Source organism: Cupriavidus sp. (assembly GCF_057315035.1).
Genome location: NZ_DBHKYV010000012.1, coordinates 1 through 17047 on the forward strand (window position 1 = coordinate 1; position 17047 = coordinate 17047).

17 protein-coding genes are annotated in these 17047 nt (G+C 63.2%); 13 read left to right on the top strand and 4 right to left on the bottom strand.

Going from position 1 to position 17047, the window contains the following annotated elements; all coding sequences use genetic code 11:
• Window positions 1–239 precede the first annotated feature (239 nt).
• The 5 genes from ACO550_RS16445 to ACO550_RS16465 all read left to right on the top strand — a co-directional run bounded on the left by ACO550_RS16445 (window position 240) and on the right by ACO550_RS16465 (window position 6557).
• Window positions 240–1928, top strand: coding sequence for a fatty acid CoA ligase family protein (locus ACO550_RS16445; protein ID WP_315592903.1), 1689 nt, complete (start codon window positions 240–242; stop codon window positions 1926–1928).
• A 15-nt stretch (window positions 1929–1943) separates the two neighbouring features.
• Window positions 1944–2330: a DUF488 domain-containing protein gene (locus ACO550_RS16450; RefSeq protein WP_315592904.1), complete on the top strand. Its 387-nt coding sequence runs from the start codon at window positions 1944–1946 to the stop codon at window positions 2328–2330.
• A gap of 70 nt (window positions 2331–2400) precedes the next feature.
• On the top strand, window positions 2401–3645 hold the full coding sequence (locus ACO550_RS16455) for a nucleoside recognition domain-containing protein (protein WP_315592905.1): 1245 nt from the start codon (window positions 2401–2403) through the stop codon (window positions 3643–3645).
• 378 nt (window positions 3646–4023) lie between these two features.
• Window positions 4024–6132 (top strand): FUSC family protein, encoded by a 2109-nt coding sequence (locus tag ACO550_RS16460; protein ID WP_315592906.1) that lies wholly within the window; start codon window positions 4024–4026, stop codon window positions 6130–6132.
• A 146-nt stretch (window positions 6133–6278) separates the two neighbouring features.
• Window positions 6279–6557, top strand: a complete 279-nt coding sequence (locus ACO550_RS16465) for a DUF1488 domain-containing protein (RefSeq protein ID WP_315592907.1) — start codon at window positions 6279–6281, stop codon at window positions 6555–6557.
• Window positions 6558–6605: 48 nt separating this feature from the next.
• On the opposite strand, the gene ACO550_RS16470 is transcribed toward ACO550_RS16465, so the two are convergent.
• Window positions 6606–7073 (bottom strand): universal stress protein, encoded by a 468-nt coding sequence (locus ACO550_RS16470; RefSeq protein ID WP_315592908.1) that lies wholly within the window; start codon window positions 7071–7073, stop codon window positions 6606–6608.
• Between the two features lie 219 nt (window positions 7074–7292).
• Between ACO550_RS16470 and paaA the strand changes: the two genes are divergently transcribed.
• The 7 genes from paaA to ACO550_RS16505 all read left to right on the top strand — a co-directional run bounded on the left by paaA (window position 7293) and on the right by ACO550_RS16505 (window position 12921).
• Window positions 7293–8306: a 1,2-phenylacetyl-CoA epoxidase subunit PaaA gene (gene paaA, locus ACO550_RS16475; RefSeq protein WP_315592909.1), complete on the top strand. Its 1014-nt coding sequence runs from the start codon at window positions 7293–7295 to the stop codon at window positions 8304–8306.
• Between the two features lie 25 nt (window positions 8307–8331).
• The gene (gene paaB / locus ACO550_RS16480; RefSeq protein WP_315592910.1) at window positions 8332–8622 is read left to right on the top strand and encodes a 1,2-phenylacetyl-CoA epoxidase subunit PaaB; all 291 of its coding nucleotides are present in this window, start codon (window positions 8332–8334) and stop codon (window positions 8620–8622) included.
• 10 nt (window positions 8623–8632) lie between these two features.
• On the top strand, window positions 8633–9493 hold the full coding sequence (gene paaC / locus ACO550_RS16485) for a 1,2-phenylacetyl-CoA epoxidase subunit PaaC (protein ID WP_315592911.1): 861 nt from the start codon (window positions 8633–8635) through the stop codon (window positions 9491–9493).
• A gap of 16 nt (window positions 9494–9509) precedes the next feature.
• Window positions 9510–10142 (top strand): 1,2-phenylacetyl-CoA epoxidase subunit PaaD, encoded by a 633-nt coding sequence (gene paaD, locus ACO550_RS16490; RefSeq protein WP_315592912.1) that lies wholly within the window; start codon window positions 9510–9512, stop codon window positions 10140–10142.
• Window positions 10143–10156: 14 nt separating this feature from the next.
• Entirely contained in the window at window positions 10157–11251 is a 1095-nt protein-coding gene (paaE, locus tag ACO550_RS16495) for a 1,2-phenylacetyl-CoA epoxidase subunit PaaE (RefSeq protein WP_315592913.1), read from the top strand.
• Window positions 11252–11455: 204 nt separating this feature from the next.
• Complete coding sequence (locus ACO550_RS16500) at window positions 11456–12253, top strand: DUF1835 domain-containing protein (RefSeq protein WP_315592914.1); 798 nt, start codon at window positions 11456–11458, stop codon at window positions 12251–12253.
• Between the two features lie 44 nt (window positions 12254–12297).
• Window positions 12298–12921: a TetR/AcrR family transcriptional regulator gene (locus tag ACO550_RS16505; protein ID WP_315592915.1), complete on the top strand. Its 624-nt coding sequence runs from the start codon at window positions 12298–12300 to the stop codon at window positions 12919–12921.
• 24 nt (window positions 12922–12945) lie between these two features.
• Here the strand turns inward: ACO550_RS16505 and kefC are convergent, their stop codons facing one another.
• Both kefC and kefF read right to left on the bottom strand, forming a co-directional pair.
• Window positions 12946–14766 carry a glutathione-regulated potassium-efflux system protein KefC gene (kefC, locus tag ACO550_RS16510; RefSeq protein WP_315592916.1) on the bottom strand — a complete coding sequence of 607 codons (1821 nt, stop codon included), beginning with the start codon at window positions 14764–14766 and terminating at the stop codon, window positions 12946–12948.
• On the bottom strand, window positions 14766–15353 hold the full coding sequence (gene kefF, locus ACO550_RS16515) for a glutathione-regulated potassium-efflux system oxidoreductase KefF (protein WP_315592917.1): 588 nt from the start codon (window positions 15351–15353) through the stop codon (window positions 14766–14768). Before kefF ends, kefC begins: the two co-directional genes overlap by 1 nt.
• Before the next feature lie 352 nt (window positions 15354–15705).
• Between kefF and ACO550_RS16520 the strand changes: the two genes are divergently transcribed.
• Complete coding sequence (locus tag ACO550_RS16520; protein WP_315592918.1) at window positions 15706–16401, top strand: GNAT family N-acetyltransferase; 696 nt, start codon at window positions 15706–15708, stop codon at window positions 16399–16401.
• Window positions 16402–16473: 72 nt separating this feature from the next.
• Here the strand turns inward: ACO550_RS16520 and ACO550_RS16525 are convergent, their stop codons facing one another.
• Window positions 16474–16968: an Lrp/AsnC family transcriptional regulator gene (locus ACO550_RS16525; protein WP_315592919.1), complete on the bottom strand. Its 495-nt coding sequence runs from the start codon at window positions 16966–16968 to the stop codon at window positions 16474–16476.
• Window positions 16969–17047 lie beyond the last annotated feature (79 nt).

Below are 17047 nucleotides of genomic sequence, written 5' to 3' on the forward strand. Positions count from 1 at the left end.
CGACTGCGTTTGCAGAGCGGTTCGTGTTGCGAGGGGGCGAATATTAGATGAGCTTCCCGGGCTACGCAAGCCCTTTCTTAAAAAAGATGAATGCGCTGTTCCGGGCAGCTCACGTGCACGACTCGGTACAACTGTCGCGGCGGAGACAGCCTTGGAGTTCGAACTGCCCTAAGCTGCCATCCTGACGCTGGCGTTCCCGGCTCAGCCACTATTAGAAGACGCAGTTGAAGGAGACACTCATGACGCAACCCGTGCCTGTCGACCGTTCGCTGGTGGTCGGCTCGACCGACATCCCGCTGTCCGGGGACACGATTCCCCAGTTGCTTGCCCGAGCAGTGGCCGCAAACCCGGATGGAGACGCAGTCGTTTTCCGAGAACAGCGCATCCGTTGGACCTGGCGGGAGTTCGCCATGCAGGTTGACCGGATGGCGGCAGGACTTGCAGCTGGCGGCATCGCACGCGGAGATCGTGTCGGGATCTGGTCGCCCAACCGGGTCGAATGGCTGGTCACGCAGTTTGCTACCGCTCGCATCGGTGCCGTGCTGGTCAATATCAACCCCGCATATCGGCAGGCGGAGCTCGAGTACGCGTTAAACAAGGCGGGCGTTCGGATGTTGGTGACCGCCACGCGCTTCAAGTCCAGTAACTATCTGGGAATGCTGCAGGCGCTGGCTCCCGAGTTGGCAACGGCGCCGCCGGGGCAATTGTGCGCAGTCCGCCTCCCCGCCCTCCGGTCCGTAGTCCGCATGGAGGACGAAGCTACGCCCGGGATGCTCAATTTCTCGGATCTGCTCATTCCACAAAAAGAAGCCCTCGATGCCATCACCGGGCAGCTTGGCCCTCATGACCCCATCAATATCCAGTTCACCAGTGGAACCACGGGCAACCCCAAGGGTGCGACGCTGACGCATCACAATGTCGTCAACAACGGTCGCTATGTCGCGATGGCAATGCGACTCGACGCGAATGACCGCCTGTGCATCCCTGTTCCGCTTTATCACTGCTTCGGAATGGTCCTATCGGTGCTGGCATGTGTCTCGGTGGGCGCCTGCATGGTTTTCCCTGGCGAAGCCTTTGACCCACTGGCGACCATGCGCGCTGTATCTGACGAACGGTGCACGGCCTTGCATGGGGTGCCAACCATGTTCATCGCCCAGCTCGATCATGCTGACTTCCGGCAATTCGACTTTTCCACACTGCGCACCGGCATCATGGCCGGCGCCCCGTGCCCGATCGAGGTCATGAAGCGCGTGGTGACAGATATGCATATGGCGGAGGTGACCATTGCCTACGGCATGACCGAAACCAGCCCGGTCTCATTCCAGAGCGCCACCGATGATCCACTTGCCAAGCGTGTCGCCACCGTTGGCCGCGTACAACCGCATCTGACATGCAAAGTCGTCGATGCGACCGGCGAGATTGTGCCGCGCGGCGAGACCGGCGAACTGTGCACGCGCGGTTACTCGGTCATGCAAGGCTATTGGGACGACGACGAACGTACCCGCGAAGCGATTCGGGACGGCTGGATGCACACTGGTGACCTGGCGACCATCGATGCCGATGGCTACTGCAATATCGTCGGCCGGGTAAAAGACATGCTGATCCGCGGCGGCGAGAACATCTATCCACGCGAGATCGAGGAGTTCCTGTTCCGCCACCCGAAGGTGCAAGCGGTGCAGGTCTTCGGCGTGCCCGATGCGAAGTATGGCGAGGAAGTATGCGCCTGGATCGTGCTCAAGCCAGGCCAGTCGGCCACCGAGGAAGATATTCGTGAGTTCTGCCGCGATCAGATCGCTCACTACAAGATTCCACGCTACATCCGGTTTGTCGATGAGATGCCGATGACGGTAACGGGCAAGGTGCAGAAGTTCGTGATGCGTGACACCATGATCCACGACCTGGGCTTGGAACGAGCAACCACGGCGTAATCCGGAGAGCATCAGATGACCATTCGCATCGTCAGACTGGGCGAGGCCCGCGCAAAGGATGAGGGCTTGCGCATGGGTACCGTGCGGCGTCCGCCGCGCGGCGTGCCCAAGGCCGAATTTGCCAGCCGCGATTTTTACGACGTCTGGTATCCAGTCTTGTCCCCGTCGGCCGAACTGGTGGCGCAGGCGCAAGCGGCGAACGACGACAAGGCCTGGCGCGCCTTCGAGAAACATTTTCGTGCCGAGATGGCGCAACCCGGTGCCAGCCGCACGCTCGACCTGCTGGCGGCTTTCTCGCATCAGACGAACTTCTCACTGGGTTGCTATTGCGAGGATGAGGCGCATTGCCACCGCTCGATCCTGCGCGCGTTGCTGGCGGAGCGCGGCGCGGACCTTGCGTGAGGTCAACAGGCTATGATGCGAAGCTTCGCCATCTGCTGGGTGGCGAATTCCACATGCCTTTCTTACGTCGATGGCACTGAACCTCGTCTGGCTCGGATTTTTCCTATCCTCTTTCCTGGCTGCGTGTGTGCGGCTCGCGGGTGGCGACCTTACCGTCTTCCCCGCCTTGCTCAACAGCCTGTTCGACAGTTCTCGTACGGCGTTTGAGATTTCTCTTGGCCTGGTGGGCGTGATGAGCCTGTGGATCGGCATCATGCGCATTGGCGAAAGGGCCGGCGTGATCGACTTGTTCGCGCGTCTTGTGAACCCGTTGCTGCGCCATTTCTTTCCAGGCATTCCTCAGGGCCACCCTGCACAGGGCGCGATGATGATGAATGTCTCGGCCAACATGCTGGGACTCGACAATGCGGCAACGCCGCTGGGCCTGACTGCGATGCGCGAGCTGCAATCACTCAATCGACAGCCAGATACGGCCACCAACGCGCAGATCATGTTCATCGTGCTGAATACAGCCGGTCTGACGTTGATCCCGACATCCGTGATCGCCATCCGCCAGGCGCTTGCTGTCAAGCAAGGGTTGGTCAACTTCAATGCGGCGGACATTTTCCTGCCCACGCTGCTCGCCACCGGTGCGTCTTGCCTGGCCGGGTTGCTGGCCGTGGCGTGGGTGCAGCGGCTGAACCTGTTCAAACCCGCGGTGCTGGCGATGTTTGCCATCGCAGGCGCGGGCGTGGCCGGAATGTTTGCCTGGCTTCGCCATGCGCCCCCCGATCAGGTCAGCCAGCTGACGGCGCTGGCCGGCAGCGGCTTTATCTTGTCCCTGATCACGCTGTTCCTGGTGTGCGGGGCCATCCGACGGATCAATGTCTATGACGCTTTCGTCGACGGTGCGAAGGAAGGCTTCGGCGTTGCGGTCCAGATCATTCCGTATCTGGTCGCGATTCTGGTAGCTATCGGACTATTCCGAGCAAGCGGCTGCATGGACGTGCTGATGCGCGGCCTCACCGCAGGGTTCACCTGGCTCGGCGTCAATACGGACTTCGTGCCCGCCTTGCCCGTGGGATTGATGAAAATCCTCTCCGGTGCCGGCGCACGTGGCCTGATGGTCGATGTCATGACCGCCTACGGCGTGGATTCCTTCCAGGGACGTCTGGCCGCCATCATCCAGGGGTCGACGGAAACGACCTTCTATGTGTTGGCTGTCTATTTTGGCAGCGTCAATGTGCGTAATACCCGGCACGCGCTCGGATGCGCGCTCTTTGCCGATATGGTCGGATTGGTTGCCGCCGTGTGCATCGCCTACCTCTTTCGATGATCGCGTTGTACGACAACAACGGACATTGTGCTTATTTGAAGTCATTTTCTAATGTCGCGCTTGGTGCGTCGCAACAAGTCGTGTATAGTGAAGTCTGTCTCCTCCACCACCTCGGTGGATTCCAACCCGCGCACAACCTGCGCGGGTTTTTTTTACCCAAAATTTGGGGAATCGGAGGCTTGGCTTAGTTTTTTAGGCTACTTGGTACGGCGAATGTGGCAACTGCACCGTCCCGCATCACATTTCCCGCCGCTGGTGCAAATCGCACCCTTCGCAGGCAAAACTTCCGGAAATGCACGTATTGTTGCAACGCAACAATCTTCCCCGTAGAGTGGTATCGGTACTCACCCTGAGACATCCTGTTTCACTCGTCCGACCATGCGCCGCGCCCCGCGCCTCTTTCGTTATTGGCCCAATGCTGCCTTTTTGCAGCGTGGGATCGTCTACGCACTTTCCTTTCTCGCGCTGGCAGGAACTGCCTGGCTAACGGGCGACAGTGGCTACCTCTGGTCGGCAACGGCATCGATATGGACTTGCCTGGCCGATCGGCAAGGTACGGCCGCATCGCGCATGCGCGGGCTTGGGGCCGTAGGCATTGGTGGCGCACTGGTCAGCGTAGTCGGCGCCAGCCTCACCACTTCTCCGCTTGCTGCGCTGGCCGTTGTACTGTGCGGTGGCCTGATCGCCGGACTGGCCGAAGTACGCGGGCCGGCTGCGGCGCTCTGCTTCAAGCTGCTCTACGTGGTTTTGATCGCCGCATGCCTGCAACCGGTGGTTGGCACGCCGGTGCTGGCCCATGCATGGATGGCCGGGGTCGACTTCCTGCGCGGTGGCGTGTTCGCGTGCCTGGTCTGCCTTGTACTGATTCCATCGCAACGCGATGCGCGTCCCAGGCCGGAGATCATTGCCACCTACGATGCACTGCAACGATTTGCGGCGTGCCTGGCTGAGCCGATCGTGCTGGACACCGCGGTTCACAAGCAGGAAATTCGTCAAAGGATTGAAACCGCACGGGCAGCGGTCATCGGGCGCCGCGGCATGCTCGACCCGGTCGGGTTGCTGCACTATGCCTATGCCGTGACGGTTGCCGATGCGATATTCGCGCTGTTGATCGTCGCCGGCGAACTGCGCGAGCGGGCAACTGGCCAGCACGGACTGCCCCTGGCATACGCCGCGCGATGTCTGGCCGATACGCAGGAGCAGGTACGCCAGGCGCTGACGCGCCATGCCCCCGACCTTCCCGCCCTGAGCGCCATGCTGGGCCAGGACATGCGCCGACTGATCGGCCAGCGTGCCAATGCCGGCGCACCGCCCGCATACCAGTCCGCATTGGCAGCCCTGGCGCAGCATCCGTCGTTTGAACGCTGGCGCGAGACCTTTACCTGGCCCAACGCCGGCATGGCCGGCATGGTCGACCGGCTCGGTCACGCCATTGCGGACATTGCGGCACGCGATGCCCGAGTGTCGCGCCATGCTGTGCGACTGGCGTTTGCCGGTGGTCTAAGCCTGCTGCCATCGCAACTGCTTCAGGTGGACCACGGATACTGGGTTGCCGTCACTGTGATCATGGTGCTCAGCCCGCGCCTGCAGACGACCCGGCAAATTTCGTTCGAGCGATTCGCCGGGTCGCTCGCTGGCGCCCTGCTGGCCTGTGTAATCGGTCTTGCCCACCCGACGCCGGTACTCGCGCTCGGACTCAGCGCCGGGTTCCTGGCCGCCGCCTATTCCCTGCGGCTGACCGGCAGCGCCGGAGGCTTCGCCTTTTGCCTGACTCCCGCCGTCATCCTGTTCTCGTGGCTGGGCGAACCGGCTTCGAGCAGCAGCCACGTGGCGGCCTTGCGCGGCCTCGACACTGCCATTGGGTGCCTGATTGCGCTGGCCAGCTACTACGTGCTGGCGCCGCGCGCCGAGCTTTCGCGGGTATTCCGGCATAGCCTCGACGCCCTTGCCGTCAATGCCGTGTATCTTCGCGCGGCCATTGGCAGCGCGCGCGCGCTCTCCCCGGCCCAGATGCGCCTTGAAGCATTGCGCGTATCGGCGGGGCGTGCGTCGACGCGCGCAGAAGACACATTGGGTCAGTGCGCGGGGGATCTGGACTCAAGGCTCGCCGCAACCCATGCGGCCTTGCATGTCACGGCGCGGCGCATGGCTTCGCTCGCCGGGCTGATTCGCGCGGGGGCGGAATCTGGCGAGACTCACGCGCGCCCCGGAGTGGCAATTCAGACCTTGCTGAGCGATCTTGAAACCCGTCTTGCAGAAGTAGCCGTCCGTCCCGGCCGGACCGGAATCACCGCCGCCATCGCACCCGCACGCCTGACGCCGGTAACACCAGCCGATGCACCGTTCGAGCGATTCCTGGCCGAGCAGACGGTGTATGCGGATGCCCATATTGACAGCGCCCATCGCACGGTGACGGACTTGCGCGCCCTTGCCGCCGAGCAGGCCATGGCCAATCGCACCCGCTTGCCCGGCATGCGCGCCGGCTAGTAGTGGCGGCGCGCATGCCGGGCGGATCCAGCCATACCTGCCCGTGCAGGTCCATGCGGGTCGGCCCCGGCTTGCCGGAAGTTGGTGATTGCCTATAGTGAGGGGATATTCGCCGTTTCCCCGTTCCCGGCAAGACGAGGTGCGCCATGACCGCAATCACTTTTCCCAGCAGCGTTCCCACCTACTGTGGTGCCAGCCTGACGCTGTCCTGTCCCGCGACCGTCAATGGCGCCGAATCACAGTATTCGGTCACCGCGGAAGCACTCGAAGCCTATTGCGGCGCACGTTCCGCACGTGAGGAAGATCTGGTGCACGCGTTCACGACCAATCGCACGCGCATCGAGCAGCTTGCGGAAAGCCTGTTCGAGCTTACCGAGGCGCGCGAGATTGTGCTGCGGGGTGGCCACTTCCGGTTTGCTGGCTGACCCTGCGCAGTCCGCGGCGGTCGGCCGCGGTCGGTGACGATTTGCGTCTTACGCGTCGGCTTCCTTGCCGCGCACCAGCAGGACTGGCATGGTCGATTGACGAATCACGGCTTCGGCGACGCTGCCTAGCACCAGGCGGCGCACGCCACGGCGGCCGTGGGTACCAATGACAAGCAGGTCGCCACCCCATTCGCTTGCGGCGGCATTGATCGAGCCTGCGATATCGCCAATGACGGCCGGATCGGTCACGAGCCTGGTTTCGAACTGCACCCCTGCGGCACCCAGCACGCGGCCGGCGGCTTCCAGCGCCTTCTTGCCGCTATCCACATACGCGCGCTCGATCTGCGTGGGATCGTAGAAACCCGCGTCGAACAGCATCACGCCGTTGTCGACCACATAGAGCGCCAGCACGGAACCGCCGTTGCCCGCGACGCGAATCGCCTCCTGCAGCGCCAGGTCCGATGTACTGCTGCCGTCCACCGCCACCACGATCTTGCTGTAAGCCTTGCTCGACATCGCCTGCCCTCCGGGTAGAGAAATGGTGAACTTCGATACTACACGTGGCGCCGGACTCACGTTGTGAGCCAAATCTGAAAATCGGATGTCAATCGGCTTACGCTTAAATTGACCGACCGGTCGGATTATATTTATAGTGTGCGAACCGCCGGCCCCTCGCGCCAACAGAACCAGAACAACCGGGGCGACCGTCATAGCAGTGACCGTCAAGGAGACGTGATGTACACACAGAGCCTCGACCTGCCCGGCCAGCCGCAATCGGCGCCCCTGGTCTCCGCCGATGCCAGCCTGGCCGAGCGGCAGGCCGCGTTCGATGCGCGCATGGCCGAAGACGCCAAGATCGAGCCGATGGACTGGATGCCCGATGCTTATCGCAAGACGCTGGTGCGGCAAATCTCGCAGCATGCGCATTCCGAGATCGTTGGCATGCTGCCCGAAGGCAACTGGATCAGCCGCGCCCCGTCGCTCAAGCGCAAGGCCATCCTGCTTGCCAAGGTGCAGGACGAAGGCGGCCATGGACTGTATCTATATAGCGCGGCTGAAACGCTGAATGCCTCGCGCGACGACCTTGTCGAGGCGCTGCACACCGGCCGCGCCAAATACTCGTCGATCTTCAATTACCCCACGCTGACGTGGGCCGATGTTGGCGTGATCGGCTGGCTGGTAGATGGCGCGGCGATCATGAACCAGATTCCGCTGTGCCGCTGTTCGTATGGCCCCTATGCGCGGGCCATGATCCGTATCTGCAAGGAAGAGTCCTTTCACCAGCGCCAGGGCTTCGATGCGTTGCTGGCCATGATGCGTGGCACCGAGGGCCAGCGCAACATGGTGCAGGACGCCGTCAACCGCTGGTGGTTTCCGGTGCTGATGATGTTCGGTCCGCCCGATGCCTCATCCACCAATAGCGCGCAAACCATGGCCTGGGGCATCAAGCGCATTTCCAACGATGACCTGCGCCAGAAATTTGTCGACGCAACGGTCGAGCAGGCCAAGGTGCTCGGTGTGACGCTCCCCGATGACGGCCTGGTATGGAATGCCGAACGCGGCCACTACGACTACAGCCCGCTGGACTGGGAAGAGTTCTGGCGCGTGATCAACGGCGACGGCCCGTGCAACCGCGAGCGCCTGGCCACCCGCGTGAAAGCGCATGAGGATGGCGCCTGGGTACGCGAAGCCGCGCTGGCCCATGCCGAAAAACGCGCAGGCCGTGCGGAACCCGCCAAGGCCGCCTGAATCCCGGACCGCACAGGAGACCACCATGACACAACAGAAGGAATGGCCGCTGTGGGAAGTATTCGTCCGCAGCAAGCAGGGGCTGGAACACAAGCATTGCGGCAGCCTGCATGCGGCTGACGCCTCGCAGGCGCTGCATATGGCGCGCGACGTCTATACGCGCCGGCAGGAAGGCGTATCGATCTGGGTAGTGCCATCGTCGGCCATCACCGCGAGCGCGCCGGCCGAGAAAGCCGAACTGTTCGACCCGGCCGCCGACAAGATCTACCGGCACCCCACGTTTTACCAGTTGCCCGACGAAGTCAATCACATGTAAGGCCGGCACCATGACGCAACCGATCATTGCCGACGACGGCAAGCTCGCCGACGCACTGGCCCGCCTGCCGCTGGCGCAGACCGCGCCGCTGCATTACCTGCTGCGCCTCGCGGACAACGCGCTGGTGCTTGGCCAGCGCAATGCCGAATGGTGCGGACATGGCCCGGTGCTCGAGGAAGACATCGCCCTGGCCAATATCAGCCTGGACCTGATCGGGCAGGCGCGCCTGCTCTATAGCCATGCCGGCGTGCTCGAAGGCCAATTGACCGGCCGCGCCCGGCACGAGGATGACTACGCCTACTGGCGCCACGAACACGACTTCCGCAACTGGACGCTGCAGGAACTGCCGCACCACGGCCCGCTGGCTGGCACGGCACGCGCCGAGCGCGACTATGCGGTCACGATCATGCGCAATTTCCTGTACAGCGCACTGATGGCCGAACTGTGGCCGGCACTCGAAGGCAGCCTTGATCCCGAGCTTGCCGCCATCGCGGCCAAATCGGCCAAGGAAACGCGCTATCACCTGCATCACGCCGCCGACTGGGTGGTGCGCCTTGGCGACGGTACCGATGCATCGCACCTGCGCATGCAACGCGCGCTGGATCATCTGCTGCCGTACATGAACGAGTGCTTCACGCCCGATGCCGTGGAACAGGAAGCCGCCGCGCAAGGCGTGGGGGTACTGACCGCCGGTCTGCGCGATGCCTGGGATGCCACGGTGCAGGCCGTTCTGGACGATGCCACGCTGCGTCGTCCGGCACCGTCGGCATTCATCTCGACTGGCAAGCACGGCGTGCATTCCGAACACATGAGCTACCTGCTGGGCGAACTGCAGGGGCTGGCGCGCGCCCATCCGGGCGCCCAGTGGTAGCGGGAACCGACACCCCATGCGTAACGACATCGCTTCGATGACATCGCCGCTTGCGTCGCCGCCGTCGCCGCTATCGCCATTCGCGCCGGTGTTTGCGCCATCGAGCGCGGTCGCGGGCACGCCTGCCGAGCGGCTGGCACGTGCCTGGGAGGCGCTCGACGCGGTGCCCGATCCCGAGATTCCGGTGGTGTCGATCCGCGATCTCGGCATCCTGCGCGATGTAGTGCTCGATGCCGATGGCACGACCATCGAAGCGATCATCACGCCGACCTACTCCGGTTGCCCGGCCATGTCGCAGATCGAAGAGGACGTGGGCCGCGCACTGGATGCGGCGGGGCTGGCGCCATGGCGGGTACGTACCGTGCTGGCCCCGGCCTGGACCACCGACTGGATCACCGACGCCGGGCGCGCCAACCTGCGCGCCTTCGGCATTGCGCCGCCGGGGCAATGCGCGACGACGCTGCAACCCGGCGCCAACGTCAAGCCGCTGCGCTTCATGCCCGGCGCGTCCCAGACGGCGGCCATCGCCTGCCCGCATTGCGGCAGCGTCCACACCCAGGAACTGTCGCGCTTTGCGTCCACGGCCTGCAAGGCGCTCCATCGCTGCCTGGACTGCCGCGAACCATTCGATTACTTCAAACCCTATTGAGCACCCGCCCGGCCATGACACCCCAGTTCCATCCGCTACGCGTGGCGCAGGTTCGCCCGGAAACGTCCGATACGGTCTCGATCGCTTTCGAAGTACCCGCCAGTCTGCGCGAGGTGTACCGCTTCACGCAGGGCCAGTTCCTGACGCTCAAGGCGCCGGTCGACGGCACGGACGTGCGCCGCTCGTACTCGATCTGCTGTGGCGTGCAGGACTACGACGAAAACGGTGAATTGCGCGTGGCGGTCAAGCTGGTCGACGATGGCCTGTTCTCCAACTGGGTGCATGACAACGTGGCCGCCGGCCAGACGCTCGACGTGATGACACCGGACGGGCGCTTTCATGTACCGCTCGATGCCGGTGCGGCGCGCCACTATGTAGCGTTTGCGGCGGGCAGCGGCATCACGCCCGTGCTGTCCCTGATCCGCACCACGCTGGCCGTGGAGCCGAACAGCCGCTTTACGCTGATTTACGGCAACCGCAGCGTGGATACGATCATCTTTTCCGAAGCGCTCGAAGACCTCAAGAACCAGTATCTGGCGCGCTTCACGCTCTACCACGTGTTGTCGCGCCAGCCGCAGGAAGTGGACTTGTTGCACGGCCGGCTCGACCACGCGCGCGTGGCCGCATTCCTGGAGACGCTGGTACCGGTGGACGACATCGACGCCGCGTTCGTCTGCGGACCGGCGTCGATGATCGATGAGGTCGAGGATGCGCTCAAGGCTGCCGGACTCGATCCGCACCGGATCCACGCGGAACGTTTTGGCGTACCGCTGGCGCAACCCAGGCGCACCCCGACCGCACATGTCGACCATGGCGACCATGCCGGCACGGCCGAACTGGTAGTGGTGCTGGATGGCAAGCAGCACAAGATGCGCCTGCCGCTGGCCGATGCCAATGTGCTGGACACCGCGCTGGCCGCCGGCCTGGACTTGCCCTATGCGTGCAAGGGCGGGGTCTGCTGCACGTGCCGTGCCAAGGTGCTCGAGGGCGAAGTGGAAATGGAGAAGAACTACACGCTGGAGCCGTGGGAAATGGAAAAGGGCTTCGTACTGACCTGCCAGGCGCGCGCCCTTACGCCGCGCGTGGTGGTCAGCTACGACGAGCGGTAAGGCTGACAGGTGTCAAGCGCCGCACGCGTATGGTGGGAATCCCACATGTCGGACAGCCGCCGATGCCCGGCGAACCACAGGCCGTGATTACAATGGCGGAACACGCTTCATGCGTCGCACCGCCCGTCCTGCAACCGCCTGCCGGCGGCCTGGGCAGTTGCGACCGGAGGTCCGGGACCCGTCGCACCCTATACAATCACGGTCATGCAATATATCCATGTCGTCAACGGCGATGTCGCGGGCAATACGCTGCGCCAGGCACTGGCCCAGTCGGCCCGGCCCGATCCGGTGGTCGTCCTGCGCGACGACCTCGCCGTGGGCCCGATCGCCGATATCGACAGCACGGGCCTGATCCGCTCGGGCTTCTGGCAGCGGGTGGCCCCGCATTCCGATATCGACTTCGGCGCCGAAATGCGCCAGGCGCTGGACCAGCTCCAGCAACTGCGCCGGGACGACCTGGAAGTGGCAATCTGGCATGGCCAGAGCGCCTCGGACCAGTTGATGCTGCGCCGCGTGGTCTTCCATCTCTACCAGGCGCCCCAGCGCATCAACGAGGTGGCGATGGACCTGCGCGAACTGGAAACGCCGGCGCACGGCAGCCTGACCGCCATCGGCATGTATCCGGCCGCCCGGCTTGCGCGGCGTTTCTCGACCATCGCGCCGGTGTCGGTGCTGCGCCTGGGCCGGCTTGGCTACGAGTGGCAACAGAACGTCAAGGAAAACGCCGATGTGCGGCTCTGGAAAGGCAACACGCTGGTGCCCGCCGCCTATCACAATGTCGACGACGTGATCCTGGAACGCGCTCCGGTGGACTGGACTTCGGCCGCGCAGGTGGTGGGCAGTGTGATGGGCGCCATCGAGGGCCTGCTGGCCAGCGACTGGTTCGTCTTCTGGCGCTGCCGCGAGCTTGTCAGCAGCGGCCAGTTGCAGTTGCGCGGCAATCCGGAAAGCCTCGAATCGTGCGAAATCCGCCGCAATCACATGGCTTCCGGCGCCGAGTGACGCCGTAGCGATAACAGAACAACCGGCGGATCGATCCGACCCATATGGCCAGAACCAAAGCGCCCGACTTCGAGGCGCAACGCGAACAGATTCTCGATTTGGCAGCGGCCGCGTTTGCCGCCACCAGCTATCCCAGCACCTCGATGGCCGATCTGGCATCGGCCTGTGGCACATCGAAGGCACGCCTCTATCACTATTACGAAAGCAAGGAAGCGATCCTGTTCGACCTGCTCGATCGCTATACGCGTCAGTTGATGCGGATCATTGCCCAGGTCGAGGCGGAAGGCGAACGGCAGGCGCGCAGCGCCCGCGATACGTTCGGGCACCTGCTGCGCGCGTTCCTGGCCGAGTACGAGACGTCGCAGACGCGCCATATCGCACTGATCAACGATGTGAAATTCCTGGCCGAGGAGCAGCGCGACGAGATTCTCATGCGCGAGCGCGAGGTGGTTGCGGCGTTTTCACGCCTGTTGCGGCTGGCCTACCCCGATCGCGTGACCGGCGAAAACCAGACGGCGCTGACCATGACCGTGTTCGGCATGATCAACTGGACCTTCACCTGGCTCAAGCCGGGCGGCAAGCTGTCCTACGCGGAGTTTGCCGAGATGGTGGTCAGCCTGCTGGAAAACGGCCTGGCGCCCGGCATGGCGGGCGCCGCGGCGCGCTAGGACCAACGGGCCAGGATCACCCGGCTAGGACCACTCGGCTTCTTCGCGCTTCTGGCGCTGCTCGCGGTCCTGGCGGAACATTTCCTCGAGTTCGTCGCGTGCCTGCTTGGCCAGCGATACCAGCTTCTTCTGGTCCTTGTAGTACGGATAGAAGCGGTCGATGCCCTCGATATTGTGGCGACGGAAGCGCAACGCCACGCTGCGCGCCTCGACCCGATCGAAACCGAGCCCTTCCAGCACCCGTCGGCCGAGCATCAGCGAGCCTTCGAACATCTCGCGCTCGTACGTTTCCACGCCCCGGTCCTTGAGCTGGTAGACATGCGATACGTGCCGCGCGCGGGTATAGATCTTCAGCTCCGGCCAGCGATGGCGCACCTTGTCGATCAGCGCGAGGTTGTCGTTCATGTCCTCGATGCACACGATCATGATCCGCGCTTCGCCCGCGCCGGCGGCCTCGAGCAAGTCCATGCGCGTGGCATCGCCATAGAAGATCTTGAAGCCATATTGACGCAGGAATTCGATCTGGTCGGGGTCATGGTCGAGCACGGTCACCCCGATGCCCTGGGCGTACAGCAACCGTCCGATGATCTGCCCGAAGCGACCGAATCCCGCAATGATCACGGGGTTGTGATGATTGGTGATTTCGTCGTCCGGGCGCTGCGACATTGCATTGAGCCGCGGCGCCAGCAGGCGGTCGAACAGCAGCAACAGCAGCGGCGTGGCCACCATCGACAACGCCACCACCAGCACCAGCAAGGCCTCGGTGTCATGCGGCAGCAAGCCTACCGTGCGTGCCTCGGAAAACACCACGAACGCAAATTCGCCGCCCTGCGAGATCAGCAGGCCGAACAGCAGCCATTGTCCGCGTGACACCCCGAAACGGCGAGCCAGCACGGCCAGTACCAGCGTCTTGACGATGACGAAGGCCGCCACAAAGCCCAGCACCTTGCCCGGCGACTGTGCCAGGATGCCGAAATCGATCGACATGCCCACCGCCATGAAGAAGAGCCCGAGCAGGAGCCCCTTGAACGGCTCGATGTCGGCCTCCAGCGCATGGCGATACTCGGAGTCGGCCAGCAGCACGCCGGCCACGAAGGTGCCAAGCGCCATCGACAAACCCACCGCGTCCATCATCAACGCGATACCCACCACCAGCAGCAGCGAAAATGCGGTGAACATCTCGCGCATGCCGGTGCGGGCGATGATCCGCAGGGCTGGGCGCACCAGGTAACGGCCACCCACCACCACCGCGCCGATCACGGCCACCGCCTTGCCGGCAATCACCCAGTTCTCGGGACCATGCGCGGTGGCGCCAGCACCAGCACCATCTGCCGCCAGCAGTGGCAGCAGCGCGATCATCGGGATCGCAGCGATATCCTGGAACAGCAGAATGCCAAAACTGGCCGCGCCGGCTCCGGTACTCATCAGGTTACGTTCGGCCAGCGTGGCGAATGCAATGGCCGTCGATGACAACGCCAGGCCAAGCCCGGCCACCACGGCCACCTGCCATGGCGCGCCGAACAGGGCGGCAACCACCCCGATGGCCAGCGCGCAGGCTGCCATTTGCGCGGAGCCATAGCCGAAGATCGACTTGCGCAGCGTCTTGAGCTTGCGCGGTTCCAGTTCCAGGCCGATCACGAACATCATCAGCACGACGCCGAACTCGGAGAAATGGAGGATCGACTCGACATTGGTGACCAGCCGCAACGCGAACGGGCCAATCGCGGCGCCCGCGATCAGGTAGCCAAGTACGGCACCAAGCTGGAAGCGCCGTGCTACCGGCACGGCCACCACGGCAGCCAGCAGGAACACCAGCAGGGCAATCAGGAAGTCATGCTGGTTCACTATGCGTCCTCCCCGGATACTTCGGATTCAGGCCATTCCTGCGTTTCCGGCGGCAATGGCGGAGGCGCGAGGTGGCGCGCCACATGCTCGATGTGCAGCGCAACCGCATCGGTATTGGCGCGGTCGGCATCGTGCAGCACGATAGGCGGCAACCAGGTCATGCCGCACAACGTCGCGGTCTGCTCCAGTGGCAACAGGAAATCTTCGATCGGGTGGCCGTGGATGCCATCCGGGCCATAGGCATCGGCATGTCCGCCGGTACTGGCCACGGCCAGCATCGACTTGCCGCGCAGGGCCGTGCCTCCAGGACCGAACGCCCAACCGATCTCGAGAACATCATCGAGCCACAGTTTCATCAGCGCCGGCACGCTGTACCAACGGACCGGAAACAGCAGCACCACGGTTTCGGCGGTCGATACCAAGCGCTGCTCCGCCACGACATCGATGTCGTAGTCGACGTAGAGCCGGTAAAGCTCGCGTACTTCTACATGCGGCAGTTCGGCCAAGGCCTCTGCCAGGGGATGGTTGACGCGAGAGCGTCGAGGCGCGGGGTGCGCATAAATCACAACAATGGGCGGCTCGTTCATAGGGGCGAATTCTAACGGTCATGCCCAAACGGGCGTCCGTAGCGACAGACCGCCAAAAACGTGCCGCGTTGCAGCAAATCCACAATGCGCACGCCTGTGACGCTGTAGCCGCCAGGTTAAGTTATTGAATTAGCGGGATTTTTCGAATTGTCACACTTTGGTACGCCGGCAGCGCCGCTGGATAGCTTACGCGAGACTGACAATTCCACTACAATACTTTTCGCGTCGCAGCAACCTAGTGTTTGCCCGAATCCTGCATTCCGCATCACAAATATGTGTGCAGCGAGAAAGTGCACCGGCAACCACCGCTCCGGTGCTATTTTTATCCCGATCACTGAAGAAGGAAACCAAAGTGAACCCGCTCGAACTGAGCAAGGCCGTCGGAGCCGTCACCGACGAAGATCTTCGCCGTGCAGCCGAGGCACAGGCCACCCAGCGCCACACCACCCTGGTGCGGGAACTGGCTGCCCATCACCGCTCGCGCTTGCTCAAGCATTTTCTCGCCCTGGGCGAGGAAGATCGCCTGCTCCGTTTTGGCCAGTCAGTTGGCAACCATGTGATCGAGGCATACGTGGACAGCATCGATTTCGACCATGACAGCGTGTTCGGCGTCTATGACGAACATCTGGAACTGGTGGGCGTTGGCCACTTCGCCAACCTGCGCGACAACGCGCAAGGCCGCGTTGCCGAGTTTGGCGTGTCGGTGTCGAAGAGCGCGCGGGGCCGCGGTATCGGTAGCGCCCTGTTCCAGCGCGCCGCCATGCACGGCCGCAATACCAATGTCCGCACGCTGTACATGCATTGCCTGTCCCGCAACGCGGCGATGATGCACATTGCCAAGAAGGCCGGCATGAAGGTCCAGTATGCCTATGGCGAAGCCGATGCTTATCTCGAATTGACACCCGCCGACACGGTGAGCCGCCTGACCGAGGCCATCGACGAGCAGGTGGCGGATCTGGATTACATGGTGCGCCGCAATCTGCGCGATGCGCGTCGTTTCGGCCTGCGCTTCTGGCGCTCGCTGGTGCCGCAGAAGGGCACGGCCTGACGACATCGGACTGCCATGAACGCAAACGGCGCACCCTGACGGTGCGCCGTTTGCGTTTCATGCGAGGTCAAATCAGGCCGAGCTGGCTACCGGCAACGCCGTGGTGTCCTTGATCGACTCCAGCGCAAAGCTGGAACGCACATCGATTACCGAGGGATGCGCCAGCAATTGCTCCTGCATGAAGCGGGCAAAGTGCTCCATGTCTTCGACATAGACCTTGAGCAGCAGATCCATTTCGCCGGTCATTGCGTGGCATGCGGCTACCTCTGGCCAGGTCTGGATGGCCGCGCGGAACAGGTCGAGCGGTGCTTTGCCCTTTGGCGTACCGCCCTGTTTTTCCAGCCGCACATTGATATAGGCGAGCAACCCCAGCCCGATCTTGTTGGGTTCGAGCAGCGCTGCGTACTGGCGAATCACGCCAATCTCCTCGAGCCGCCGGATGCGACGCAGGCAAGGGCTGGGCGACAAGTTCACACGCTCAGCCACTTCCAGGTTGGTCAGCCTCCCGTTGGTCTGCAGGACCTCCAGAATCTTCCGGTCGATTTTGTCCAGCTCCACCTTGCTCACGTTTTGTTGCTCCGCAATATGTTTGTCGGCAATTTTTTTGCGCAAATTTAGCAAGTCGTGCACAAGTCCGCAATTTATT

Coding starts and splice junctions, on each gene's coding strand:
- ACO550_RS16465 (WP_315592907.1), top strand. CDS start 6,279: ATGACCGCAATCACTTTTCCCAGCAGCGTTCCCACCTACTGTGGTGCC.
- paaE (WP_315592913.1), top strand. CDS start 10,157: ATGACACCCCAGTTCCATCCGCTACGCGTGGCGCAGGTTCGCCCGGAA.
- paaD (WP_315592912.1), top strand. CDS start 9,510: ATGCGTAACGACATCGCTTCGATGACATCGCCGCTTGCGTCGCCGCCG.
- ACO550_RS16505 (WP_315592915.1), top strand. CDS start 12,298: ATGGCCAGAACCAAAGCGCCCGACTTCGAGGCGCAACGCGAACAGATT.
- paaA (WP_315592909.1), top strand. CDS start 7,293: ATGTACACACAGAGCCTCGACCTGCCCGGCCAGCCGCAATCGGCGCCC.
- paaC (WP_315592911.1), top strand. CDS start 8,633: ATGACGCAACCGATCATTGCCGACGACGGCAAGCTCGCCGACGCACTG.
- ACO550_RS16470 (WP_315592908.1), bottom strand. CDS start 7,073: ATGTCGAGCAAGGCTTACAGCAAGATCGTGGTGGCGGTGGACGGCAGC.
- ACO550_RS16445 (WP_315592903.1), top strand. CDS start 240: ATGACGCAACCCGTGCCTGTCGACCGTTCGCTGGTGGTCGGCTCGACC.
- ACO550_RS16455 (WP_315592905.1), top strand. CDS start 2,401: ATGGCACTGAACCTCGTCTGGCTCGGATTTTTCCTATCCTCTTTCCTG.
- kefF (WP_315592917.1), bottom strand. CDS start 15,353: ATGAACGAGCCGCCCATTGTTGTGATTTATGCGCACCCCGCGCCTCGA.
- ACO550_RS16460 (WP_315592906.1), top strand. CDS start 4,024: ATGCGCCGCGCCCCGCGCCTCTTTCGTTATTGGCCCAATGCTGCCTTT.
- paaB (WP_315592910.1), top strand. CDS start 8,332: ATGACACAACAGAAGGAATGGCCGCTGTGGGAAGTATTCGTCCGCAGC.
- ACO550_RS16450 (WP_315592904.1), top strand. CDS start 1,944: ATGACCATTCGCATCGTCAGACTGGGCGAGGCCCGCGCAAAGGATGAG.
- ACO550_RS16500 (WP_315592914.1), top strand. CDS start 11,456: ATGCAATATATCCATGTCGTCAACGGCGATGTCGCGGGCAATACGCTG.